Origin of the sequence: Agarivorans sp. 2_MG-2023 (assembly GCF_030548085.1) — a bacterium.
Taxonomy (GTDB): Bacteria; Pseudomonadota; Gammaproteobacteria; order Enterobacterales; family Celerinatantimonadaceae; genus Agarivorans.
In genome coordinates, this window is sequence record NZ_JAUORQ010000004.1 from 163095 (window position 1) to 188099 (window position 25005).

Below are 25005 nucleotides of genomic sequence, written 5' to 3' on the forward strand. Positions count from 1 at the left end.
ACTTGGCCGCCAGATCAACAATGAATCCCTCGTGCCCCTTGCTGCACCTGTGATGTTGTTTTATGATGTCGGGTCTTAATTGTGGTTATTTAAGCGCTATTTTTAGCTTAAAAATCGTAATTGGCAGACAGAGAAAATAAACAGTTTAAGTTAGTCGTATTCGCTTAACGCTTGACAGAGATATAAAAACAACGCGAGTGAGAGCAACAGACAGGGTGTAAAGGAAGCCATGAAAAAAACAATGTACGAAAAGATCTGGGACGCGCATGTAGTCCACGAACCAAAAGGTAGCGCATCTATCCTTTTTGTTGATCGTCACCTCATGCACGAAGTAACTAGCCCGCAAGCCTTCGAAGGTTTACGCATTGCTAATCGCCCGGTTCGTAACCCACACAGCATTCTGGCTACAATGGACCACTGTGTTCCAACTAAAGCAGCCGACCGCGTAAGCTTGCCAGACCCAATTGGCAAAAAACAAATCGAAGTGATGGCGCAAAACTGTGCCGACAACAGCATTAACCTTTACGACATGAACAACGCCAACAATGGTGTTATTCATATTGTTGTACCTGAGCATGGCTTTGTACATCCAGGTATGGTGGTATGTTGTGGTGATAGCCATACCGCTACTCATGGTGCCTTTGGCGCCCTAGCCTTTGGTATTGGTACTTCTGAAGTAGAGCACATCATGGCTACTCAGACCATCCAACAGCAAAAATCAAAAACCATGCTGGTGAAAGTAGATGGCGAACTTTCTGAATTCGCTACTGCTAAAGACATTGTTCTAGCCATTATTGGTAAAATTGGTACCGCAGGCGGTACTGGTTATGTTATCGAATTTGCCGGTAGCGCTATTGAAGCCCTTAGCATGGAAGGTCGTATGACCGTATGTAACATGGCTATTGAAGGCGGTGCACGTGCTGGCCTTATCGCTCCTGATCAAAAAACCTATGATTTCTTGAAAGGCAAAGAATTTGCCCCTCAAGGTGAGTACTGGGAGCAAGCCGTTGCTTACTGGGAATCACTAACCACTGATGAAGGCGCAGAGTACGACGCAGTAGTAGAATTAGCTGCCGCTGACATCGCTCCGCAAATCACTTGGGGCACTTCGCCTGAGCAAGTACTTCCAGTGGATCAAGCTATTCCAGATCCAGCTCAAATCGAAGACTCAATTAAGTCACTCGCTGCTAAAAGCGCCCTTAACTACATGGGCCTAGAAGCTGGCAAGAAAATGACAGATTTCCCAGTTGATGTGGTATTCGTAGGCTCTTGTACTAATGGTCGCATCGAAGACTTCCGTGCAGCCGCTGAAATGACCAAAGGCAAAAAAGTTGCCCAAGGCGTACAAGCTATTGCTGTACCAGGGTCTTACCCAGTAAAAGAACAAGCCGAGAAAGAAGGTTTAGATAAAATCTTCATTGACGCGGGTTGGGAATGGCGTGAGCCAGGTTGTTCAATGTGTTTAGCCATGAATGGTGATTACCTTCAACCTGAGCAACGTTGTGCTTCAACTTCAAACCGAAACTTCGAAGGACGTCAAGGTAAAGGGGGTCGTACCCACCTTGTATCACCAGCAATGGCCGCAGCCGCAGCCGTTGAAGGTAAGTTCGTCGATTTACGTAATTGGAAATAATGTAAACACATTGAGTTAATCGATGTGAGTTAAATTTTTGGAGTTAATGATGCAACCATATGAAAAACACAACTCTGTTGCTGCGGTAATGAACCGCAGTAACGTTGATACAGACCAAATCATTGCAAAGCAATTCTTGAAGAAAGTTGAGCGCACCGGTTTTGGTATCCACTTATTCCACGATTGGCGTTACCTAGAAGACGGTTCTGACAATCCAGAGTTTGAGTTAAACCGCCCTGAGTTTAAAGGCGCAAAAATCCTAATCGCTGGTGATAACTTTGGTTGTGGTAGTTCACGTGAACACGCACCATGGTCAATTGCCGATTACGGTTTTAATACTATTATTTCAACCAGTTACGCTGACATTTTCTTTAGCAACTGCTTTAAAAATGGCATATTGCCAATTAAAGTAGATGCAGAAACACTGCAAGCATTAATGGATGAAGTAGAAGCTGCACCAGGCATTTCAATTACTATCGATTTAGAGAATCAAGTAATTAACACCCCAGCGGGTAACAAAATTGCGTTTGATGTTGACCCATTCCGCAAAGAGACTTTATCTAAAGGTCTTGATGACATCGGTTGGACCTTGAAATTTGAAGATAAAATCGACGAATTTGAAGTGAAACACAAACAACAACTACCTTGGTTGTGGCCAAGCGCTTAGTTGTAGCTAGGCGCAGCTAAGGCTGCGCCTGCTTTTAGCAATTTTCTTAACTGCGAGACATGGTTTATGGAGCAAAACCGCTCAATACAACTCATGGACACTACCCTTCGCGATGGCGAACAAACCCAAGGTGTGTCTTATTTCCCTCAGGAAAAAGTCAGCATAGGCAAAGCCCTACTCCAATCTCTAAAAGTTGATCGCATTGAAGTGGCATCCGCTCGTGTATCAGACGGCGAGAAATCAGCTGTACAGCAGCTTACCGATTGGGCAAAAGGCGCTGGCCATTTACAACAAATTGAAATTTTAGGTTTTGTTGATCACACCAAAAGCGTGGATTGGATTGTTGAATCCGGCGCGAAGATCATCAACCTACTAACCAAAGGCAGCCTTAATCACTGCACTAACCAACTGGGTAAAACGCTAGAACAACACATTGCCGACATTAAACAAACGGTAAGCTACGCACAACGCCAAGGTTTGAGTGTAAATGTGTATTTAGAAGATTGGTCAAACGGCTATGCTAACAGCCCTGACTACGTTTACGCCTTGGTTGAAGCCCTGAAAGACTTAGGCATTGAGCATTTTATGCTACCCGATACACTGGGCGTTATGGCACCAAAAGAAGTATCAAGTAGCCTAAGCGATATGATTAGCCGCTTCCCAAACATAAAGTTTAATTTCCACCCGCATAACGATTATGGTTTAGCCACCGCAAATGCTATGGCAGCGGCAGAAGCCGGTGTGGCGGCATTGCATTGCACCATGAACTGTTTAGGTGAACGTGCGGGCAATGCCTCGCTAGCTGAAGTATCGGTTGTGCTCAAAGATAAACTTGGCTTTAAGCTTAATATTGATGAAAAAGAAATTCACAATATTGCCAAGCTAGTAGAGAGCTTTTCGGGCAAACGTTTAGCGGCCAATACGCCTATTGTAGGCGCCGATGTGTTTACCCAAACGGCTGGTATTCATGCCGACGGTGACCAAAAAGGCGGTTTATATATTACCGAGCTTAGCCCAGAGCGCTTTGGCCGCGAACGCAGTTATGCCTTAGGAAAAATGGCCGGTAAAGCTTCAATCATTAAAAACCTTGAAGCGATGGAGATAGAAATATCGCCAGAGAACCAGAAAAAGCTGTTGGATAAAATTGTTAAATTAGGCGACCAAAAAGCCACTATTACCCCTAACGATTTGCCGTTTATTATTGCCGACATTATGGAAAGCAATGATTTCGCCCATATTGAGTTACTTAACTGCTCGATCACCAGCGGCTTAGATTTAGAATCCTCTGCCAATATTCGTCTGCGGATTGGTGATGAAGTCTACAAAAGCTCTGGCCACGGCAACGGTGGGTTTGATGCCTTTATGAAGGCGCTAGCCTACCCGCTTTCTGAAGCTGATCTAACCATGCCTGAACTTCTTGATTACGAAGTACGTATTCCTCCAGGTGGTCAAGCAAATGCCTTAACAGAATGTGTGATTCAATGGGCCGATGACGCCAAGCAGTTCCATACTCGTGGGGTTAACTCAAACCAAGTATTTGCCGGTATTCAAGCGACCCTGCGCATGTTAAACGTAAGGTTACATCAACGCCAGCCTGCGTAACATAAGGTTTCGGTTAACTAAAAAGGCGAGCGTGCTCGTCTTTTTTACGTCAAAACAATAGTGACATAGCCAAATCAATTGAACTCAACGGCATGAAAGTGTGGGTTATCCATGAGTACTGTTAAACGTTTAATCGAGCTTAAGTTTATTAAGCGCTCATCTTCGCCTACCAATACTTTTATACATTCCTCTTGTTCTGTATTTCTTTGTGTATCCAAGGCTTTACCTTGAATCGTCTCGCCGATTACAAGCTCGATCCTTATAGGAAAATGATACATGCATACTATTTCGATATAGTCATAATCTTGGCAAGAAATCATTTAGGCCTCTTCATTTAGTGCTGTTAACAGTACAACAGACCGCCAATCACTAGACTAGCTTACACAGGCTTACGTGTTACACTGCGCGCCTTATTAATTTGTGTTGCTAGCCACTATAATAGCAACAGCCTTCTTTGTTGACCTGAGAACTATCATGCCATTTTCCAAACTCGGATTAAGCACGCCAATTTTGCACGCTTTAGCAGAGCTAAAATACCAAACTCCAAGCCCTATTCAACAGCAAGCAATCCCCTTGGTATTAGCCGGTAAGAATGTAATGGGCGCTGCGCAAACAGGTACCGGTAAAACGGCCAGCTTTGTGTTACCTATCTTGGAAAAAATCAGCCAACAAGGTGAAGATTTACGCGGTAAACGAGTACGAGCATTAATACTCACTCCCACTCGTGAATTAGCACAGCAAGTAGAAAAAAATATTGTAGACTACGCCAAATATCTAGAAATAAGCTCGTTGGCGATGGTGGGTGGCGTTGATTCAGAACCTCAGAAACAAGCGCTAATTTACGGGGTAGACATACTCGTGGCCACCCCAGGAAGGTTGCTAGATATGATGTACCAAAGAGCGGTACATTTTGATCAACTAGAAACTCTGGTGCTAGATGAAGCCGACCGCATGCTAGACATGGGCTTTATCGACGATATCACTAAAATTGTTGACCGCTTACCAGACAATCGCCAAAGCCTGCTATTCTCGGCGACCCTGTCAAAGCAAGTTAAAGCCTTAGCGAAAACCACCATTAACGATGCGGTAGAAATTTCGGTAAGCAACCATGTCGATAACGCACCCAAAATCGACCAGTGCTTGATTACCGTAGATAAAGATAAAAAATCTGCGCTGCTCAGCCATATGATTAAGGAAAATGACTGGCAACAAGCGCTCATTTTCATTCAAACCAAACACGGTTCTGCTAAGTTAGTGAGTCAGTTAGAAAAACGAGGCATTGCCGCTGAGGCTTTTCATAGCGGCAGAAGCCAAGCGTCAAGAAACAAGCTACTAGAAAATTTTAAGGCTGGCGAAGTAAAGTTTGTAGTGGCCACAGGGATCGCATCTCGTGGTATTGATATTGATGAACTGAGCCGCGTAGTAAACTACGATTTGCCAGACCAAGCCGATGACTACGTTCACCGCATTGGCAGAACTGGCCGAGCTGGAGCCCAAGGCGAAGCGATATCATTTGTCTCTAGAGATGACTTTAGAAACCTTTGTGCCATAGAAAGCCGTATTGGTCACTTAATCGAACGAAAAGAAGTAGAAGGCTTTGTACCGACTAAAGAGGTTCCGGTTTCTATTCTTAACTACAAACCTAAATCTAAAAAAGGCAACGGCCACTATAAAAATAGAAAAAGCTAATTCAGCCAAAAATACTCTACGCAAAAAACCAGAAGCTATATTGCCCCTGGTTTTTTAATTGGTCTAAAAGCTAATGAGTAATGTTAGCTAGTAATTTTTTCTTCTTGGGTATTAGCACTCAGCGCGACTGGTAACACAACCAAACCTTGAACAACTTTGCGTATCATCAGATACATCGCAACAATTACCATCAACAGTACTACAAGGCCGTTTAAAATCGGTAGCATAACTATATTACTCCTCCGAGCTCAAGCTAAAATCGTAAGTACGAATAGTAATAGGGGTACCTGAATTTGCGTCTTCATCATTTAAGCGAACCCAAAAATTGCCTCTGCCATTGTTGTCCAACTGGTTGGTTACGTTTAGGTGTAAAACTTCAGATAAATCAAATGTTTTACTTGGTACATCAGAGCTTTCAAATCTCACGGTGACAGTCTCTCGGCCGTTACCATAGTAAGTTACCGACTTCACTTGCTCTAAAGTAATCGTCTCATCGTCATGCGTTACTTCAAGAGTCCCATCCACGTAGATGTTCACATACGGCTGAATATTACCCGTATGAGTAAGTAAATCGTAAGTAAAATCTAGATTTCTATCGCCAATGGTTCCAAGATTTTCATTGCCAACTACCGTTTTAACAGTGGCCTCAAAATCTTTAGGTTTCCCACCTCGTGGTTTAGACACCAACGTAACTGCGCCAGTAATGCTAGTTTCGGTGATTTCAGCAAACATCACTTGAGACTTAGTGATGATTGGCTCTACAGGTGAAATTTCAATCGGCTCGCCAAATTTAGGAGGAACAATAATAATCCCACCATCTTCAGTTTTAGTAATGTTAAAAGGGTAATGCTCTGGTTTTTTGGGGTCATAGGCCAATGCATCTACTGTTGTTGAACCATAAGTTGTGGTTATTTCAATTACTGACTCTTTCTGAATATAAACCGTGTGGTATGCGTCAGTACCGTCCTCGTTTAAAGCAGCAGCCAAGTTTTCATCATTTACATAGGTGTTGGCACGGTCGACGTCTTCTGAAGCTCGAACAGTAACGTAGCTAAACGAAGGATCATATTCAGCATAAAGCAACACCTCGTTGGTTTCACGAGTTACAGTTTCTTCAGCTACTGCAGTATACGAGTAAGCTACGTCACCATCAAAATAGGTAATAGGGGCGATTAGCTTAATGTGAGCTTCACCGGTAACCTCAATGTCAAAGCTGTCAGCTTTGCTGATATCTTCGATATCGATAAGAACTTCTCTAGCGCCTACTCCATCGATAAAGTCGTTTACCAGTACTTGGTAACCATCGACCCGGAGAAAGTGGGGGTAACCGTTGTTGTCATAAACCTTAATTACCTTCTCGTGTAAATCATTGCCTTCGCGCTCACCCTCTTTAAGACCAATTGAGGCTGGTGACTGCAATTTTACACTAACCGTGCGCGCCTGCAGTTCAGAGTCATCAGAAGTGCTAGAGTTATCTAAACAACCCGTTAAGGCCAGTGGGCTAATCGCAATGAGAGTTGCTAAAACAGTTCTTTTCATTTTTCTACCTTTAAAGTTGGGCTCAACACCATCTAATTTCGAATAGCCCGCTACAAATAAACCAAATATCTCCTTGTTTCGTTGTTCAATTCCTTATGACGAGACGCATATTACGTCCCCAGGACCCATTAAGTCAACATTTTATTTATCCAAAGGACGAATAAAATGTTATATTGCTCGAAATCGGAGGAGCATATGGCAAGAATTACTGTAGAAAAACGGCAAGAGAACAAAGAAAAATACGATGCAATCGTACTTAATTGTTTCTTTGAACGAGGCTGGGATTACATTACGTTAAACAATATGGCGAAAGAGTTTGGTATTGGCAAAAGTAGTGTTCAGGCCTACTACCCCACTAAAACAGATTTTGGTGAAGCCTTACGCGGAAAAGTGTTTCCAGTATTGATGACTCAACTGGACTTTACTAACCCAGACACGTTTAAGGCATCTTGGCATAACTGTTTAAACGAAAAAGTATTTAAAACTGTGGTTCACCTGTTGGTAAGTAACGCTACGCGTGAAGATACCAGTTCAATGACAGTAACGGGTATTCAACGTTTACAGAGTTTGCTCACAGAAAAGTGGGGTGACAAACAGCAGGCCATTGATGCCATTTATTGGGTATTAGGTGTATCTGTAGTAGAGCTTGCGAACGGATAACAAACCTGAGAAAATGCTCAAAAATTGAGCTTTCTTATTATTTACTCATCTATTAATCGACCACACGGATCTGGGACATTAGGATATACCACCGGAGACGAGATATGTTTTGGTTAAGTTTTAAGCTTTTTCAAATTGTGATTTTTTATTACTTACAACGCAAAGTAAAAGCAGCAAACCAAGAAGCAATGTAATTATTCTTTAAGAATAATGGGTTTCACTTTTGATCTGCCTGAGTCTTCAAAAAATGGACTTGGCCTGCCCTTCCCCGTAAGTTTCCACAACAACAATTTAAGTACTGTTTTTACAACAATTTTACGCTGAGACTGACCTTGTAAGTGTTCAGGTAAGGGTTTTAAGGCTTGGTCAGAATGAACTGCACCTAAAGATTTTCCTAAGTTAAGGTCTGGTTGTTGCCCTTCGGCTACAAAGTCATGGAAAACACTAACAAACGGTAGCTTTAAACTCACGGTATTAGCAATTGGCGTATTACAACAAGCACTATACCAACGGTAAATACCTTTTCTTTTTAACCGTAAACACGCTAGATGTTCAGCACCTTGGGTGATGCGTAAACTATTTGGAGCCACTTGGTATAGCTCTGTTCCACCGTACTCATTTAGAGTGTTTGAATCTACTGACAAGTGATTGGCAAATCGGCGACAGTCTTTACAATAACACGCCATTCGGTTGCAGCTATTAGCGCTGACTTGCTTAACTACACCTTCGATTTTGCCGCAATGACAGCGTAACGCTAAATCAATCATTAGAATTCCGTATTCCTTTTAGTCACAGCTTTGCTTGTATGGAAGCAGCTGTAAACATTGTTGTTTATATTGCGCCATCTGCATTCTTTCGTGCAGACAAAAATCGGCGATAGCGGCGGAAAAGTCACTTCTTTTTACATAATGCGATGAATAGGTAGTGATGGGTTCAAAACCTCTTAACAGTTTGTGCTCTCCCTGTGTTCCAGGGTTAAAGCGTTTAATACCTCTTGATATCGCAAACTCAATCCCTTGGTAAAAGCACAGCTCAAAATGCAACATATCGGTTTGTTGTACGCTCCCCCAATAACGGCCATAAAGGTTAGTTTCATCAAAAAAGAATAAGGCTGAAGCGATAATTTGCTGATCTTTTTCGGCCACCACCAACAACATAGATTCACCCATGTTTTCGCAAAGCTGTTTAAAGAAAGCGAGAGACAAATATGCCTGTTGGCCACGCTTTAAATAAGTGGTTTGGTAACACAGGTAAAAAGCGTCTAATGCGGCTGAGTCTATATCAGCGCCAATCTTCCAATGAATAGCATCTACATTTTGCTGAGCGCTTCGGCGCTCCTTATTGGTGTTTTTGCGTTTACGAGAAGTAAAGCTAGCCAAAAAATCGTTGAAATCTTGATAGCCTTTATTAAGCCATTCAAACTGCACTCCATGGCGGGTCATTAAACCAAGTTCTGCAAATTCATCGGCTAAGTCCTTACCAATAAAGTTGCAGTGCCAAGAGCTTAATTGCTGTTGCTCGCAAACGGTATAAACACTGTCGACCCACTGCTTTATGAGCGATACGTTAAGGCTTCCACCAAGGTGCTTATTGCTAGTTATAGGAGTAAAGGGCTGCATAGTGACCAGCTTAGGATAATACTCTACACCGTAACGCTGATAAGCGTCGGCCCACGCCCAATCAAATACATACTCACCATAACTGTGTTGCTTTATATAACTAGGAATCACTATTTGATGATCGGGCAACTCAATGTGATGAGGCTGCCAACCGGTGTTGCCACCTACGCAAAGTTGCTCTTCAAGTGCGACCAGAAAAATGGGATTACAAAAAGGCGAGCTAGCATCCAGCGACGATTTACAATCACTCAGTTTGCTTTGAATACGAACCTGATGGATTTCACCTGCTTCTTTTAAACTTATGGTCACAAACTCACACTTGGCTACATATAAACAACCAAACTATAACAAAGCAGACCAGAACAACACCCGTTACAAGAAATAAAATTGGGGGCGTAAAGCCCCCAATAACTAATTGAACAGCGCTTTACTCTCTATCTTGGTCTAAATCACCATGGAAATGTCCATGATCACTATGACTAGGGGCAGCTTTTAACTTAGTGCCAATAGGTAGGTAAGTTGCTGATGAGCTAAACCGCGCCTGCTGAACCACTGGCTCAACAGGAAACAACTCTTTTTTCATCGCATAATAGGTGGTCACATACGCCAATGCTTGAGTATTGATATATGCAGCTTTCGCACTAACATTGTTTAAGTCATCACACGCTTGGTGATAACAAGGATCGTAAGCTTGCTCAGCTTCACCACCAAATGCTTCGGCTTCAGCTACGCTTTTTACGCGTTCAGCTCCGGTGAACAAGCCACCAAATGCCACCCCCCAATCTGCAAAGCCTGCGTAGTCTGAACGTTTAGACAGCGCTTGCGGTACTGTTTGTTCAGCCTGTTCACTAAAAAAGCGGTTGAAAACAGACTCTATGTTTGAGGTGCCAACAGGCGGAGTAAAGTCGCCAGTATAAGCATTATCTGGGCTGTCTTTGGTGTCAGATAAATCCCCGTCCATTACACCGAATATGTAGTTTGGCGAGCCAATCATATCGAAGTTCAAATAGAGTTTAATGTGATTAAGCTGGTTGTAACGTTGATCAACCAGTGCACTTTGCTCTGGGCTTAATTCACTCACATCATCTAAGCCTAGCTCAAACAATATTTGCTGTTGAGCGGTATTATATAGAGGGCCAAACAAGTCATTAGTATAATACTCAGACCCAACTAAACCAGCTTCTTCCGCGGCCCACCAGGCAAATCGAACTTTGTTCTTTAGCAAATGCTCATATTTAGCTAAGCGCGTTGCGTATTCTAATAAACCCACACTACCCGAACCATTATCGTTTATACCCGGACCTACGGCAACGGAGTCTAAGTGAGCGCCTAACATCACCACTTGCTCGGCATCGCCTCTTTTAGTTTCAGCGATAATGTTTTCTGTTACGATCATGTTGTCATCCGTGGATATGGTCAGCTCCCCTGTCACCGTCCCCACTAAACTCGCTTGATACCATTGCTCACCAAGGTCAAACCTTACCCCAAAAGCTGGAATAACCGCCTCACTATCACTCCCCAAGGTGCCATTTACAACGGCTGTACGCCCTTCATCATTGCCTTGATTAAATATAAGTGCAGCGGCTGCGCCTGCTTGCTGGGCGTTCACTACTTTTTGGTTAAAACTACAGCCACCTCGTTGAATAACCGCGATTTTTCCTGTTAACTCTAAGCCATCAAAGTCACTCACTTCGCAACCATCGGTACTGTCATAATCATCGGCGCCAAAGCGAAAGTCTGGGCTAACAAATGCGATATCAGCCATCACTTTTCCAGTTGAACTCGCAGAGTAAGACATCGCTGCGTAATCAGCCGTTTCACCTTCGGCAATGTCAGAAATCCCTAATAAGTTTACTCCATCAACTTGCACCGCTGAGCCCGGTAGCTCTTCCCAACTCCTAAAGTCGAAGCTTTGCAATTCCACTTGGTAACCTAGTGCTTCCATCTTGCCCACAATAAACTCTACAGAAGAACTATAGCCCTCACTGCCAGCCACTCGAGTAATTGAGTTTCCATCGGTAGTAGCTGAAGATAAGCCCTCTAAGCTGGCTAAATGATCTAAAATTGACGCTTGAGAAATTGACTTACTAAGCAGTTCTGCACCTAACGTCGCTTTCTGCTCTTCTGAACAAGCACTTATCAAACCTGCTGAAAGTGCAAATAATAAGGTGACTTTTAATGTTCGCTTGTAACTATGCATTACGATTCCCTTTTAGTGTCTATTAGATAACTCAGACAAGCTTCCCGCCTACCCTAATAGCAAAATAAACCAACAACTTGTTAAAATTAAGCATTTGCAATTGCAAACCCTTAACAAGATCCTAACAAATAATTGACTAGAGAAAATTTTGTAGTTTTTTGTATAAGAGACAGTTATTGACATTATTATCTAAAAGAATAATAAAATTAGCATCATGGTCTAGGTTAAGCCAAACCCAACAATCTGAGATTCGACGATTCACACAAAAATCAACATAACACGCTACGGTCTATTTAAAATACAGAGTAAAGGGCAGGTAAAAGCAGATTAATAGCATTTAAAATAAATAGGATAGGGTTTACGTTTCGAGGGATACATTCTGCCTACGAAACACAAAATGCTTTAAAAGAGGGTTAATTCCACCATCTGTAAACTCATCTAAATAAGGCTAAGGTTGCAAAAATAGTAAGAAATCTGTTCACCGCAATACTTGTTAACATGGCTAATTTCATGCGTTATCTTTAGGCAAAAACAGCCACTAAACAAGAGACTTACAAGGCTAACTTAGGAATACTTGAATACTCCCCCCTAGAAGAAGAACTTTGGCTATTTTCCTGAGTTTGCCATTCCGTTAGCCATAATAAAAACTCATCAGCTGGTAAGGCTTTGGCATACAAGTAGCCTTGAGCAAGCTCGCAACCTAAACCAAGTAACTTATTTTGCTGCGCTTCAGACTCCACACCTTCTGCGATAACCGGTAAAGAGAAAACTTTGGCTAAGCTAATAATGCCTTGAATCATGCGTAAGTCTTTAGGGTCATTTAACTCATCTCGAACGAAACTGCGGTCAATTTTAATCAACTCTGCGGGCAAACTTTGTAAATAGGTGAGTGATGAAAAGCCGGTACCAAAATCATCTAAGGCAAAACTCACGCCCATCTTCTGACATTGCGTAATGGTGCCCGCTACCTTCTGCAGATCATCTAAAATGCCAGTTTCGGTAATTTCTAACTGTAAACAGTTTGGGTTAACACTGGGATATTTAGCGAGTTGCTGTTGCAAACGTTCAGCAAAGTTAGATTGTTGAATATGTAATGCACCAATATTAATGCTCAACTTGAAACGACAGTTTGATAGCTGCCAGCGCTGTAATTGCGCCAAGGCAGTATCGATAACCCATTCACCCAAATCAATGCTTAAACTGTGCTCTTCAATAGCATCTAAGAAACTCATTGGAGAGAGCAAGCCTTTACTAGGATGCTGCCAACGTAACAACGCTTCGGCACCTATCACCTGGCCAGTCTGAATATTCACTTGAGGCTGATAAAATAGCTGTAGTTGCTGATTATTCAGTGCGTAAGCAAACGCTTTACGTTTAGCGTGGGAGCACTTAATCGCTTTGGCACTCTCGCTGTTATAAATAGAGTAGCAATTTTTACCTGCTAATTTAGCTTGGTACAGCGCTTGATCAGCTTGGCGAATTAATTGGTCCGGTGCGAGCTCTTCATGATGGTTATCGGGATAAAAGGTGAGGCCTACACTGGCAGAAGTTATTAGCTCTATACCATTGAGGGTAATCGGCTTTACGCAGTTTTCCAGAATACGGTCAACGAGTGTCAAACAGGCTTGCTGCTCGCTAGCACTGCAAAGTACTATTACGAATTCATCACCACCAAAACGCGCAATGGTGTCTTCAGCTCGAACGCAAGCTTTTAGCTGGGCGGCTAACTGTTCCAGTAAGCGGTCTCCAACATCGTGGCCAAGTTCGTCATTCACTCGCTTAAAATCATCGAGATCTAACATCATAACTGCAATTTGAGTATGGTTGCGCTGTGCGCGAGCTACGGCAAGGCTAAGTCGGTCTTCAAGTAACAATCGATTGGGTAATTTTGTAAGGGGGTCGTGAGTAGCTTGATACGCTAATTGCCGTTCGCGCTTGTCTCTAAGTTTTGCTTCTTGTAAGGCTTCTATCCATCTACGTGCCAACACCCATACCAAAAATACCGGTGATAACAGCAGCATAATGATTAGTTCGTCTAACTCCCAGCTTTCATGAGCGCGCGAGAAGTTATATATAGATTCAAACGCTTCGAAACGCGCTAACAAAAAGCCTAAGGTTAAAATAGCCACTAAAGCGAAGATTAGTTCGGCTAATACCTTTAAATTTAACTTACTAGTTTGTCTATCCAAACTCAGTCCCTTGAGCTTTCATCCTAAATCGCGAAATGCGTTTTGGATCTATCATCAAAGTATGATGTAGAAGCAGTAGCAAAAATGACTTTGTGATTAATGTCATATAATTGTAAAGTTAAAGTCTATTGCTTTAGGCTGAAGCTTACAAGCCTTAATAAGTAATCACACAAAATAAAAATCTATAATAATGATTAACTTAAGTTCGCCTCACTACTTTATCAGATTAATCCCCTACCCACTTTACAAGCTCATCCTCAGTCGGCACCTCAAATTTTTGCCAAAATTGAGTCATCATTTCAGGCGTCATTTTGTAGGCGTGTTGGCCACAATCACCATTGCGCAAGTAAGCTCGTTCGCAACACCTTGCAAAGCTTACATTCAAATAGTGTATCTCACAATCAATAGCCAGCGATTCAGCCCACTGCACCATTTGTTCACGGTCAATACGTCGCCATAAGCCGCTATCTAGAACAACTGAATTACCTAGCTTGATAAGATCAACGGCCGATTGCTGAAAAAGACGAGTAAGCGTGGCGACACGATGATCAAAGACTTCTCTCGCCATATGTTCACCAAATAATGGGATCATCCATTCGTCCATCGTGAAACGAAAAGCGGGCACTTGCTCAGCCAGTTTTTTTGCATAGGTGGTTTTACCCGAACCAATAAAACCACAAAGAAGAATAAGTTTAGGCACAACGAGTTACATGCTATTCCGACACACAACTTGCAGGTCGAGGCACCCAGTCAACTTGCGTATAGTTACTGCCATCTAGCATGGCTACAAACCAATACAAATCGCTGTCATATGTTCCACTGTATCCATAGTAATTTGAAGACCAATAACCGGATCGAACAGGCCAGCCTTGGTTTACAAACATATTTCCATAGTCGGCAAACAGATCACTTAGCTCGAAACGTGTTGCTCGCCTCCAATTAGTTTTTCCATCAAAGACAATAGTATTCAAATCTAAACAAAAGCGGTCGTACTGCCCATTACCTGCACCATCATTGCGAAACCTTGCGTAAGTGCCTTCTGGACCATAAGTACCGTCTTCTGCAATGGCTTCCGCATAGGTTAAACCAGTATTGGCGCCTTGATTCATAACGGTATACCCCATGGCGCTAACCACTGGTAAACTAGGCCCTGCGGTGAATAATTTGCCGGCAGCATTACCTGATAAACCTGTTGAATACATGATGCAATCACCCGATGCAGGGTTCGCTCCACAAACGGGCACTGTATCAACAACCAATAAGTTAGTCCCCGGGCTGTTTATTCCGTTGTAACTCACGGTAAACACTGCAGCACCCGTTGCAACAGCGACTGCATTACCATCGGTAACCGTCGCTATTGCGGCATTATCACTACTCCAATCAGCCAGTGAGGTAAGATCAGCCGTTGTATTGTCACTATAAACGCCGGTGGCGCTATAAGTACTCGCTCTACCGGTAACTAACAATTCGCTCGGCACACTAACCTCAATACTCGCCAACACCGCAGCGGTTACCGTTAAGCTAGCATTATTAATGGTAAAGCCCGCTAAGCTAGCAGTAATAGTGCTGTTACCTTCAATCACCCCTGTGGCCAACCCATCAACCACCGTTGCGACTCCAGTATCGCTACTATTCCAAGACACAGAACTACTGATATCTTGGATACTATTATCTGTGTACGTACCTGTTGCAACAAAACCTTGAGTATTACCCTTCGCAATACTGCTAACGGTAGGGGTAAGTTGAACACTAACCAGTTCTACCGCTGTCACCGTTTGTGTAGCATTATTACTATGAATGCTTCCTAAGCTGGCACTGACTACGCTAACTCCTTGTGCAGTCGCCGTTGCTAAACCATCAACAATGGTTGCTATACTGGTATTGCTACTATTCCAAGCCACCAGATTACTGATATCTTGAGTGCTACTGTCTGTGTAAGTTCCTGTCGCAACATAAGGTTGGGTAATCCCTTTAGCAATACTGCTCGTAGCCGGTGTAATTTGAATACTGACTAATTCTTCAGCTGTAATCATTAACGCCCCACTGTTACTGGTAATATCACCTAAGGTGGCACTGATAACACTATTACCCTCTATTACAGCTGTCGCTAAGCCATCTATAATAGTTGCTACACGTGTATCACTACTATTCCAAGCCACCAAGTTACTGATATTCTGAGTACTGTTGTCCGAGTAGATTCCAGTTGCGATGTAAACTTGGGTCCCGCCTTCTGGGAGAGAGCTTAAAGCCGGCGTCACTTGAATGCTCACTAACTCTTCTTCTATCACCGTTAACGTTGCACTGCTACTTACGCCATATAAACTCGCACTGATTACAGTTGTGCCTTCGTCAACCGCTATTGCCAAACCATCAACAATCGTAGCTATATCTGTAGCGCTGCTGTTCCAAGCAACTAGGTGACTAATATCAAGGGTGCTGTCATCTGTATAGGTGCCGGTGGCGATGTAAACTTGAGTTCCGCCTTCTGGGAGAGAACTTAAAGCCGGCGTCACTTGAATGCTCACTAGCTCTTCTTCTATCACCGTTAACGTTGCACTGCTACTTACGCCATATAAACTCGCACTTATTACAGTTGAGCCTTCGTCAACCGCTATTGCCAAACCATCAACAATCGTAGCAATATCTGTAGCGCTGCTGTTCCAAGCAACTAGGTGACTAATATCTAGGGTGCTGTCATCTGTATAGGTGCCGGTGGCGATGTAAACTTGGGTTCCGCCTTCTGGGAGAGAACTTAAAGCCGGCGTCACTTGAATGCTCACTAACTCTTCTTCTATCACCGTTAACGTTGCACTGCTACTTACACCATGTAAACTCGCACTGATTACACTTGTGCCCTCGTCAACAGCGGTAACTAAATCTTCAACTATTGTCGCAATATCTGTAGCACTGCTATTCCAGGCGACGATATGACTAATATCTTGAGTGCTATTATCTGTATAGGTGCCGGTAGCCACGTAAACTTGAGTTCCGCCCTCAGGAAGGGAACTCAAAGCAGGAGTAACTTGAATACTAACCAGTTCTTCTGCTGTTACAGTTAACTCCACGCTATTACTGCTTACACCGTTTAAGCTCGCATTAATGTTTGTAGAACCTTGGCTTACCGCGGTGGCCAAGCCATCTGCGATGGTGGCTACATTTGTATCGCTGCTATGCCACCCAACTAAGTTGCTTAAATCTTGCGTGCTACTATCCGTATAAGTGCCGATTGCTAAATACTCTGCATTAGTACCAAAAGCGATAGTATGAGCGCTAGGGGTAACCTGAATAGAGACTAATTCGGTATCAGTGACGTGCAATTCAACCAAATTACTTTGAACGTTTAACAACGTCGCAGTTAAACCTATAGAACCTGGTAATAAAGTGGTTAAGCGGCCAGCATCCATGGTCGCTATGCCGCTATCGCCCAATGTCCAAATAACTTGATCGGTGACATTCATAACACTGGAATCACTAAAGCTCGCTAAAGCTTGATAGTTATGGACTATTCCAACGGGGAGAGAGACTAAAGGGGGCGTAATTTGAACCTGGACTAATACCGCGTCAGTAACGTTAATACTCAACTGATTACTTTCTACTCCGCGCAACATCGCTGAAATATCGGCGCTACCAGCTGCCACTGCTGATGCTTTCTGATCCGCAACTTTAACGACAGTTTGGTTGCTGCTACGCCAACGCACTAGGTGAGTAACATCTCGGGTTGAGCCGTCAAATAAGGTCGCCTTAGCCACTAACGACTGGCTAAAACCTTTTGGAAGGGAGCCTGGTGAACTATCACCATCAGCACTCCGAACGGAGACTTGCAGTTTTTCAACAGCGAGATCTCCAGTAGAGTCAAAGTAACAGGCATTTAGCGATAAAGAGAGAATTACCGCTAGACAACAAAACAGCATGTTATTCATAGGTATAAGCCTTATCCATATTGACCTAAACCATACTAGGCCAAACAAATATAAGCATCAACAAATAATCCACACAACTGCAACAAAAAAATAAAAATAAAAATAAAAATAAAAATACGATTACCGACTGCTTAGTAGGCCTTAAACTTTAACAAATTTGTCAAAGCGACTATCCATGCACGCGCTGATATCTGTAGTAATAAATTGACCATCGTAATACAAGCTAAAAATAGTCGCGGGTGTTGGGCTAGCTTGCGCCTGCTCCGAGCTAGTAAATTTAACTAAGTGCAAGGTAATGTTTCGCTTTTTACAGCTTTCTTGTAGTGATTGGGTAACGTGGTATTCAGCAAAGGGACAACGATTAGAATAGTAAGCCACACATGCCTTTTCCTGCTGGCTCAAAGAAGGAAATTTAACATTTTGTCTAAAACAAGGTGATTTATGGCTTTGTTTTGAAGTGATATTTAGCGCAAGCAATACAAAGCCGTTTGGCGCTTCGTCTACCACTTTAAAGCCCTGCCGAAGTAACCACTTAGTATCACTCAAAAAATGATACTTTTTACGCCCTACTACAGTGACTAAACCGGCTTTATCTTGTTGCTTAGCAGCACTAAGAGCAGACGCCAATAAGCGTTTACCATGGCCTTGTTTCTTATATTTTCCAGACACCCAAAAGCAAGCTAAAGCCAAATAATCATCTGCTTCAATGGGCAGCCAAGCGTTTTCAGCCGGTTGATATTCAATGAATACCTTAGCCCGTTCGTCGAGTCGCTCAAATACCAAACCATGATCGAACTGCTCCCTTAGCCATGCTTTTTTTGCTTGGTAACTTTCAGCACACTTTTTGTCCGAAAAGCCGCAGCAAATATGCTGTTCTTCGATATTAAGCGCGTTGAGTTTTAGGTAGTCCATAAGCTTGACCCCATCTCTGTACGAGTATGGTTATTCTAACAGCCTACATATTAAGCACGTTGATATGACACAAAAAAACCTCGGTAGCTTGCGCTGCCGAGGCCATCTTTTAACTCAGTAAAGCTAGTTAAGGTCGATAGCTTTTACTAACTCTGCAATCGCATCCCAGTTTTGCTCTTTGATCAAATTAGCTGGCACCATCCACGTACCGCCACAGGCCAGTACTGCATTAATGCTCAAGTAATCGTTAATGTTCTTAACCGATACACCACCAGTAGGCATAAATTTAACGGGGTAAACAGCGGTTAAGGCTTTTAACATACCTACTCCGCCAGAAGGTTCTGCAGGGAAGAATTTCAGGGTATCTAAGCCCATTTCCATTGCTTGCTCAACCAACGATGGGTTGTTAACACCAGGAATAATTGGCATGTTGCGTTGCTGACAGTAGCGAACAGTGGTTGGGTTAAAACCAGGGCTTACTACAAAATCAACGCCAGCATCAATAGCTTGGTCTACTTGTGCACTGGTCAGTACCGTACCTGCGCCAATTAGCATGTCTGGGTAAGCTTCACGCATGTTAGCAATAGCTTGCGCTGCAGCAGGCGTTCTAAAGGTAATTTCGGCACATGGCAAACCATTTTCTACCAATACTTTTGCCAATGGCACTGCATCATCAGCGTTATCAATAGCGATAACAGGAATTACTTTAAGCGCTTGAAGTTGTTCATTTAAGTTCATGTTTTGTTCCTAGTTCTTATACCGCATCTGCGGTAAATAATAGCTGAATCTTTGGCATATGCGCAGCGTCAATTACCGCACCTTTATGCTGAATAACGGTACCTGCCACTTTGTGGCCGGTTAATGCGGCTTGCTCGGTGTTTGCACCGTGTAAACGTGCAACAAGGTAGCCTGCAGCAAATGAGTCACCCGCAGCATTCGTATCAACCACGTTAGTTACTTTGGTTGCAGGGACACTAATTGCGCCGTCTTCAGTCACAATCAAGCAGTCTTTGCTACCGCGTTTAATGACCAGCTCACTAACACCTAAAGCTAGAGTGCGCTCTATGCACTGCTCTATATTCTCATCACCGTAAATTTCTTGCTCATCATCAAAGGTAAGCATGGCGGTATGAGTACAAGCTAATACTTTTGCGTAAGCTTCAATTGCTTGTTGCTTGCTCTGCCATAATGCTGGGCGGAAGTTATTATCAAAAACAACTTTAGCCCCATTGGTTTTGCACTGAGCTAATACTTGGAAGAGTTTTTCACGAGATGCTTCAGGTAACACTGCGATGCTAATGCCAGATAAGTACACTACATCGTAGCTGCTTAGCTCAGCCAATAGCTCTTCGCTAGCTCTGTCTAACCAAAATTTTGCCGCTGAATCGTTACGCCAATACAAAAAGCTACGCTCGCCGGTTTCGTCTACCTGCACCATGTACATGCCCGGTATCTTATCGTCTAGTCGCTGCACTAAGTGGGTATCAATATTTTCAGCATGCCAAGTAGCGATCATTTGCTCGCTCAAGTTATCGCTGCCTAATGCGGTAACGTAACTTGCTTTGGCTTTTTCACTAATCCGTGAAAAGTAAACAGCAGTATTTAGTGTGTCGCCACCAAAGCTCTGACGAAGGCCTTGTTCTTGCTGCTGTAGTTCTACCATGCATTCGCCAATAAAGGCGACTTTTAACTCAGTCATGAATGTTTCCTCTTAAGACAAGAAGTCCTCACGCGGTGGTGAGAAACAATCTACTAATACGCTGCCTTCTTCAAGCGCCACAGCGCCATGCATAAAGGTTTTTGGGGCAATATAGGCATCGCCTTTCTTAACGATTTTCTTCTCGCCGTTAATTTCAGCTTCAAAACTACCTTCGGCTACGTAACCAATTTGGTCATGCAACTCGTGGGCATGCGGTGCGCCAATTGCGCCCTTCTCAAAACGTACGTGAACAACCATTAGTTGGTCTGTGTGCCCCACGATTTTACGTGTGATACCGTCGCCAAGGTCGTCCCAAGGTGTTGCTGCTGAATCAAAAAATGCTGTCATAATGTTTCTCGTTATGGTTAGTTTTCGGTTGTGCTTAAGGCAAATCCGTTTTTTATAAACCAAGGCGGGCATTGTGCTCGCCTTGGCTTAAGCATCTAGCGCTTATTCCATCGTCGCTTCTGCCGGTATATTTTTATTTGGTTTTCTTGCAGCTTGAACTAACAAGATACCCGCTACTAGTACAATAGTTCCACACAGTACAAACAAAGCTCTGCCAGAAATATCGTTTGGAATCATCGCCATAGAGATGATACCGAAGCCAGCTACGCTAATGAGGTTGCCCAACATTGAGCGCTGTTTAGTATCTAGGTTTTGCTGCTCTTCACTATTGGCGTGTACTGGGGTATTCCAATCACGGAACAACTCGGCTACTTCCGCTTCACGCTCTGGCGTACGGCCTTTGAAGAACATGGTTGAGGCTACAAAGAAGCCACCAGTGAACACTACGTGTGCCGCTAAGCTCAGGCCAACTTTAAGATCTGCCCACTCACGACCAGTTAACGCTTGGTCCAAACCAAACCAGTTTTGAATGTCGTCTGCAGTTAATGCGATACCAAATACGTAAGACACTACACCACCCACAACCAAGGTTCCCCAACCTGCCCAATCAGGCGTATTGCGGATCCACATGCCTAGTAGCACAGGAATGAGCATTGGGAAGCCAATTAAGGCACCGATATTCAATACAATGTCGAACAAACTTAAGTGACGAAGTGAGTTAATGAATAGGCCGATAGAGATAATCACAATGCCCATGCAAATAGTGGCTGCTTTACTCGCTACAATCAGTTCTTTTTCGCTGGCTGCTTCTTTACGCACAATGGGTGAATAGAAGTTGCGAATAAAGATACCGGCGTTACGGTTAAGACCCGAGTCCATAGAGCTCATGGTTGCCGCAAACATTGCCGACATTAACAGGCCTACCATGCCCGCTGGCATAACGTTTTGCACAAAGGCCAAGTAAGCTGCATCAGCACCACCTACCGAGCTATATGCTTCGGCAAAGTCAGGCATAAAGGCATTAACGTACCAAGGCGGTAAGAACCAAATAAGAGGGCCAACAATCATTAAGATACACGCTAGGCCTGCCGCCTTTCGCGCGTTATCGCTGTCTTTAGCACAAAGGTAGCGATAAGCATTAATGCTGTTGTTCATTACACCGAACTGTTTTACAAAGATGAAAACAATCCATAGTAAGAAGATACTCACGTAATTAAGGTTACTGCCCATCACGAAGTCGCCATGGAAGTTACCAATAATGTTAGTTAAGCCACCACCGTGGAAGTAAGCCGCTATGGCACAGGTAATTGTTACCGCCATAATCACTAACATTTGCATAAAGTCAGACGCAACAACAGCCCACGAACCACCGGTTACCGCCATAATCACTAGCACTACACCAGTAAAGATAATGGTTGTTTCCATTGGAATGTTGAACACTGCGGCAACAAAAATAGCCAAACCATTTAACCACACACCCGCCGAAATAAGGCTGTCTGGCATACCTAACCAAGTGAAAAACTGTTCGGAGGTACGCCCGAAACGTTTCTTGATGGCTTCTATGGCTGTTACCACGCGAAGCTGTCTAAACTTCGGTGCAAAATAAATGTAATTCATAAAGTAGCCAAACGCGTTGGCTAAGAACAAGATAACGATGGCAAACCCATCGGTAAATGCTTTCCCTGCTGCTCCAGTAAAGGTCCATGCTGAAAATTGAGTCATAAATGCTGTCGCACCTACCATCCACCACAGCATTTTACCGCCGCCTCTAAAGTAGTCACTGGTAGAAGTTGTAAAGGTACGAAACATCCAACCTATCGCAATTAAGAATACGAAGTAGGCAAGTACAACAACGATATCAATACTCATAGCCGCCTCTGAAGGTTAAAGTTTAATGAGAAAATGTAAGAACACGCTTAGTCTAAAACAATTAAATTATATTGTAATACAAAAACACTTTATTCGTGATGAAGATCCAATTATTTTTTCTATACATTCAGTTGATGCCTTAAAGAGCACACAAAGCCAGCAATAACAACGAATACATAGACAAGCAACAACGCCACAAACACAAAATATAAAGAAAGATATATTGTGAGTAATCTCACTATTTTTCGTCCTGAAGGATGATACTACCCTTCATTTGTATTACTTTATATTAATAAATTAATGTACTCAGAGGTTTTAGATGCTTGCGACAACAAATGCAGTGCTACTCGACCAGCAAGAAATTACCGAGATTAGCGCCCAGCTTGGTACCAACAGCTTAATGGGTTTAAGCCTAGCTAAAATGATTAGCGATACTCAAACTTACATTACAGCCCCCATCGAAGTACCGGGGCATGGAGAAGCTGGAGGCTACGAGCACAACCGTCACAAGCAAAACTACCAATACATTAATCAAGCGGGTCGTTTATTTTTAATCACTGGCGACGAACAATACGCCAAATTTACCGCTGAGATACTGATTGAATACGCCGACAAATACTTAGGCTTTGGCTTTCACATTCAACGCAATACCAACCCACCAGGTCGTTTGTTCCATCAAATTCTAAATGAACATGTGTGGTTACTTTACTCAAGCTTAGGCTATAGCTGCATTAAACACTGGTTAAACGATGAACAACGTCAGCACATCGAAAGCAAACTATTTCAGCCTATGCTGGATATGTTCACGGTAAAATACGGTCACGATTTTGATCGCATTCATAACCATGGTTTATGGGCAGTAGCTGCGGTAGCGATTTGTGGTTTAGCCATTGATAAACCTGAATACGTTGAAATGTCTGTGCATGGCCTTAAAGGCGATGATGTAAGTGGTGGCTTCTTAGCGCAAATTAGTCAATTGTTTGCACCTTCTGGTTACTACATGGAGGGGCCTTATTATCACCGTTATGCCATTCGCCCTCTGTGTTTATTTGCTGAAGTATTGCACCGCCATCGCCCTGCCCTAAATATTTTTGAATACAAAGACCAAGTGATTGGTAAAACCATTAAAGCCTTATTAGCCACCGCCTACCCTAATGGCGTATTCCCTGCTTTAAACGATGCGTCTTTATCTATGGATATTAAAGACCAAGGCGTGGTGGTAGCAGTAAGTTTGGCTTACAAACATTATGGCCACGATGACAAACTACTCGGCATGGCTAACATTCAGCAGCAAGTATGGATACACGGTTGTGGCTCAGCGCTTTCGCAAGGCTTTGAAAAATCAACCAATACCAGCCTGCCTCATTGGCCAAGTGTTGAATTAAACGAAGGACCAAACGGAGACCGTGGTGCTCAGGGCTTTGTTCGCCTTCAAAGCCAAGACGGTGACGTAAGCCAATTAGTGATGAACTATGGCCAACACGGCATGGGGCATGGTCACTTTGACACCTTAGGCATTAGCTTCTTTAACCGTGGTCAAGAAGTGCTTAAAGAGTACGGTTTTGGCCGCTGGGTTAACGTAGAGCCAAAATTTGGCGGACGCTACTTAGATGAAAACAAGTCATACGCGCGCCAAACTATTGCCCATAACGCGGTGGCAGTAGACCAAGGTTGTCAAAATGACTTTGATGTAGAAACCGCCGACGCTAAACATGGTGTCCCACATTTCTTTGAAAACCAAGCCAAAGACCTGCAGGCGGTAAGTGCATTTGCCGATAACTTTTATCCCGGTGTGGACCAGCAGCGCAGCTTACTGCTGATAAACGATGACGCCTTAGACGCACCTTTACTGTTAGATGTTTTCCGCATAAATAGTGAAGAAGAGCATAGTTACGACTACGCATTGCAATATCAAGGGCAAATAATTCGCTGTAACAGCGACTACCAAATGCATGGCGAACTCTCGCCAATGGGTAGCGACTTTGGTTACCAGCACTTATGGAATGTTGCCCAAGGCAAAGCCGCAAACAACAGCCTTGTTAGCTGGTTACAAGGCAATAGCTACTATTCGTGGATTAGCGCCAGTGAAGCCAACGACGAGCTATTCTTTACCCGCGTTGGCGCCAATGACCCACAATATAACTTGCGTAGCGAAACCAGTCTTATTCTGCGCCGCCAAGCCAAATCGACAGTATTTGCCAATGTGTTGGAAACACATGGTTACTTTAATGAAGCCGTAGAAGCGAGTACCAATGCTCGGGGTAAAGTAACAGAAGTAAAGGTGCTAGCCAGTAACGAAATAGGCACTGTGATTCAAATACTGGGCGAAAATATTAATTTCACTGTAATGCTAAGTAATCAGCGAAACGTAAGCGCCGATACTCAGCATTCTATAGAAACTCATCAACAAACTTATTGCTGGCAGGGATCTCTGGCGTTAGAAAAGAACCGAGGTTAAT

The 25005-nt window shown here is 43.3% G+C and carries 20 protein-coding genes; 6 read left to right on the forward strand and 14 right to left on the reverse strand.

Annotated elements, in window-relative coordinates:
* Positions 1 to 229 precede the first annotated feature (229 nt).
* The 3 genes from leuC (at position 230) to Q4549_RS07815 (ending at position 3902) form a co-directional block, all read left to right on the forward strand.
* A complete protein-coding gene (gene leuC / locus Q4549_RS07805; protein ID WP_137674657.1) occupies positions 230 to 1633 on the forward strand; it encodes a 3-isopropylmalate dehydratase large subunit in 1404 nt (467 codons plus the stop codon).
* A 49-nt stretch (positions 1634 to 1682) separates the two neighbouring features.
* Positions 1683 to 2300: a 3-isopropylmalate dehydratase small subunit gene (gene leuD, locus Q4549_RS07810; RefSeq protein WP_303513049.1), complete on the forward strand. Its 618-nt coding sequence runs from the start codon at positions 1683 to 1685 to the stop codon at positions 2298 to 2300.
* Between the two features lie 93 nt (positions 2301 to 2393).
* Positions 2394 to 3902 carry an alpha-isopropylmalate synthase regulatory domain-containing protein gene (locus Q4549_RS07815; protein ID WP_303550873.1) on the forward strand — a complete coding sequence of 503 codons (1509 nt, stop codon included), beginning with the start codon at positions 2394 to 2396 and terminating at the stop codon, positions 3900 to 3902.
* A 74-nt stretch (positions 3903 to 3976) separates the two neighbouring features.
* On the opposite strand, the gene Q4549_RS07820 is transcribed toward Q4549_RS07815, so the two are convergent.
* Positions 3977 to 4222: a Rho-binding antiterminator gene (locus tag Q4549_RS07820; RefSeq protein ID WP_303550871.1), complete on the reverse strand. Its 246-nt coding sequence runs from the start codon at positions 4220 to 4222 to the stop codon at positions 3977 to 3979.
* Between the two features lie 154 nt (positions 4223 to 4376).
* On the opposite strand from Q4549_RS07820, the gene Q4549_RS07825 reads away from it, so the two are divergent.
* Positions 4377 to 5591 carry a DEAD/DEAH box helicase gene (locus Q4549_RS07825; protein WP_303550868.1) on the forward strand — a complete coding sequence of 405 codons (1215 nt, stop codon included), beginning with the start codon at positions 4377 to 4379 and terminating at the stop codon, positions 5589 to 5591.
* 83 nt (positions 5592 to 5674) lie between these two features.
* On the opposite strand, the gene Q4549_RS07830 is transcribed toward Q4549_RS07825, so the two are convergent.
* Together Q4549_RS07830 and Q4549_RS07835 are read right to left on the reverse strand one after the other, a co-directional pair.
* Complete coding sequence (locus tag Q4549_RS07830; RefSeq protein WP_303512853.1) at positions 5675 to 5818, reverse strand: hypothetical protein; 144 nt, start codon at positions 5816 to 5818, stop codon at positions 5675 to 5677.
* A 7-nt stretch (positions 5819 to 5825) separates the two neighbouring features.
* The gene (locus Q4549_RS07835) at positions 5826 to 7130 is read right to left on the reverse strand and encodes a hypothetical protein (RefSeq protein WP_303550865.1); all 1305 of its coding nucleotides are present in this window, start codon (positions 7128 to 7130) and stop codon (positions 5826 to 5828) included.
* Positions 7131 to 7325: 195 nt separating this feature from the next.
* On the opposite strand from Q4549_RS07835, the gene Q4549_RS07840 reads away from it, so the two are divergent.
* Complete coding sequence (locus Q4549_RS07840) at positions 7326 to 7790, forward strand: hypothetical protein (RefSeq protein WP_303512851.1); 465 nt, start codon at positions 7326 to 7328, stop codon at positions 7788 to 7790.
* A gap of 194 nt (positions 7791 to 7984) precedes the next feature.
* On the opposite strand, the gene Q4549_RS07845 is transcribed toward Q4549_RS07840, so the two are convergent.
* The 11 genes from Q4549_RS07845 to Q4549_RS07895 all read right to left on the reverse strand — a co-directional run bounded on the left by Q4549_RS07845 (position 7985) and on the right by Q4549_RS07895 (position 22546).
* A complete protein-coding gene (locus Q4549_RS07845; RefSeq protein WP_303550863.1) occupies positions 7985 to 8557 on the reverse strand; it encodes a DUF6151 family protein in 573 nt (190 codons plus the stop codon).
* An 18-nt stretch (positions 8558 to 8575) separates the two neighbouring features.
* Positions 8576 to 9718, reverse strand: coding sequence for a GNAT family N-acetyltransferase (locus tag Q4549_RS07850; protein WP_303550860.1), 1143 nt, complete (start codon positions 9716 to 9718; stop codon positions 8576 to 8578).
* Between the two features lie 118 nt (positions 9719 to 9836).
* Positions 9837 to 11609 carry a M28 family metallopeptidase gene (locus Q4549_RS07855; protein ID WP_303550858.1) on the reverse strand — a complete coding sequence of 591 codons (1773 nt, stop codon included), beginning with the start codon at positions 11607 to 11609 and terminating at the stop codon, positions 9837 to 9839.
* A gap of 551 nt (positions 11610 to 12160) precedes the next feature.
* Positions 12161 to 13798, reverse strand: coding sequence for a bifunctional diguanylate cyclase/phosphodiesterase (locus Q4549_RS07860; protein ID WP_303550855.1), 1638 nt, complete (start codon positions 13796 to 13798; stop codon positions 12161 to 12163).
* Between the two features lie 226 nt (positions 13799 to 14024).
* Positions 14025 to 14498, reverse strand: a complete 474-nt coding sequence (locus tag Q4549_RS07865) for an AAA family ATPase (RefSeq protein WP_303550852.1) — start codon at positions 14496 to 14498, stop codon at positions 14025 to 14027.
* 13 nt (positions 14499 to 14511) lie between these two features.
* On the reverse strand, positions 14512 to 17718 hold the full coding sequence (locus tag Q4549_RS07870) for an Ig-like domain-containing protein (protein WP_303550849.1): 3207 nt from the start codon (positions 17716 to 17718) through the stop codon (positions 14512 to 14514).
* A gap of 141 nt (positions 17719 to 17859) precedes the next feature.
* On the reverse strand, positions 17860 to 18630 hold the full coding sequence (locus tag Q4549_RS07875; RefSeq protein WP_303550846.1) for an N-acetyltransferase: 771 nt from the start codon (positions 18628 to 18630) through the stop codon (positions 17860 to 17862).
* Positions 18631 to 18753: 123 nt separating this feature from the next.
* A complete protein-coding gene (locus Q4549_RS07880) occupies positions 18754 to 19368 on the reverse strand; it encodes a bifunctional 4-hydroxy-2-oxoglutarate aldolase/2-dehydro-3-deoxy-phosphogluconate aldolase (protein WP_303550844.1) in 615 nt (204 codons plus the stop codon).
* Between the two features lie 16 nt (positions 19369 to 19384).
* On the reverse strand, positions 19385 to 20329 hold the full coding sequence (locus Q4549_RS07885) for a sugar kinase (protein ID WP_303512831.1): 945 nt from the start codon (positions 20327 to 20329) through the stop codon (positions 19385 to 19387).
* A gap of 12 nt (positions 20330 to 20341) precedes the next feature.
* Positions 20342 to 20677 carry a cupin domain-containing protein gene (locus Q4549_RS07890; protein ID WP_303512829.1) on the reverse strand — a complete coding sequence of 112 codons (336 nt, stop codon included), beginning with the start codon at positions 20675 to 20677 and terminating at the stop codon, positions 20342 to 20344.
* 102 nt (positions 20678 to 20779) lie between these two features.
* Positions 20780 to 22546 carry a transporter gene (locus Q4549_RS07895; RefSeq protein WP_303550842.1) on the reverse strand — a complete coding sequence of 589 codons (1767 nt, stop codon included), beginning with the start codon at positions 22544 to 22546 and terminating at the stop codon, positions 20780 to 20782.
* Positions 22547 to 22865: 319 nt separating this feature from the next.
* On the opposite strand from Q4549_RS07895, the gene Q4549_RS07900 reads away from it, so the two are divergent.
* On the forward strand, positions 22866 to 25004 hold the full coding sequence (locus Q4549_RS07900; protein WP_303550839.1) for a heparinase II/III family protein: 2139 nt from the start codon (positions 22866 to 22868) through the stop codon (positions 25002 to 25004).
* Position 25005 lies beyond the last annotated feature (1 nt).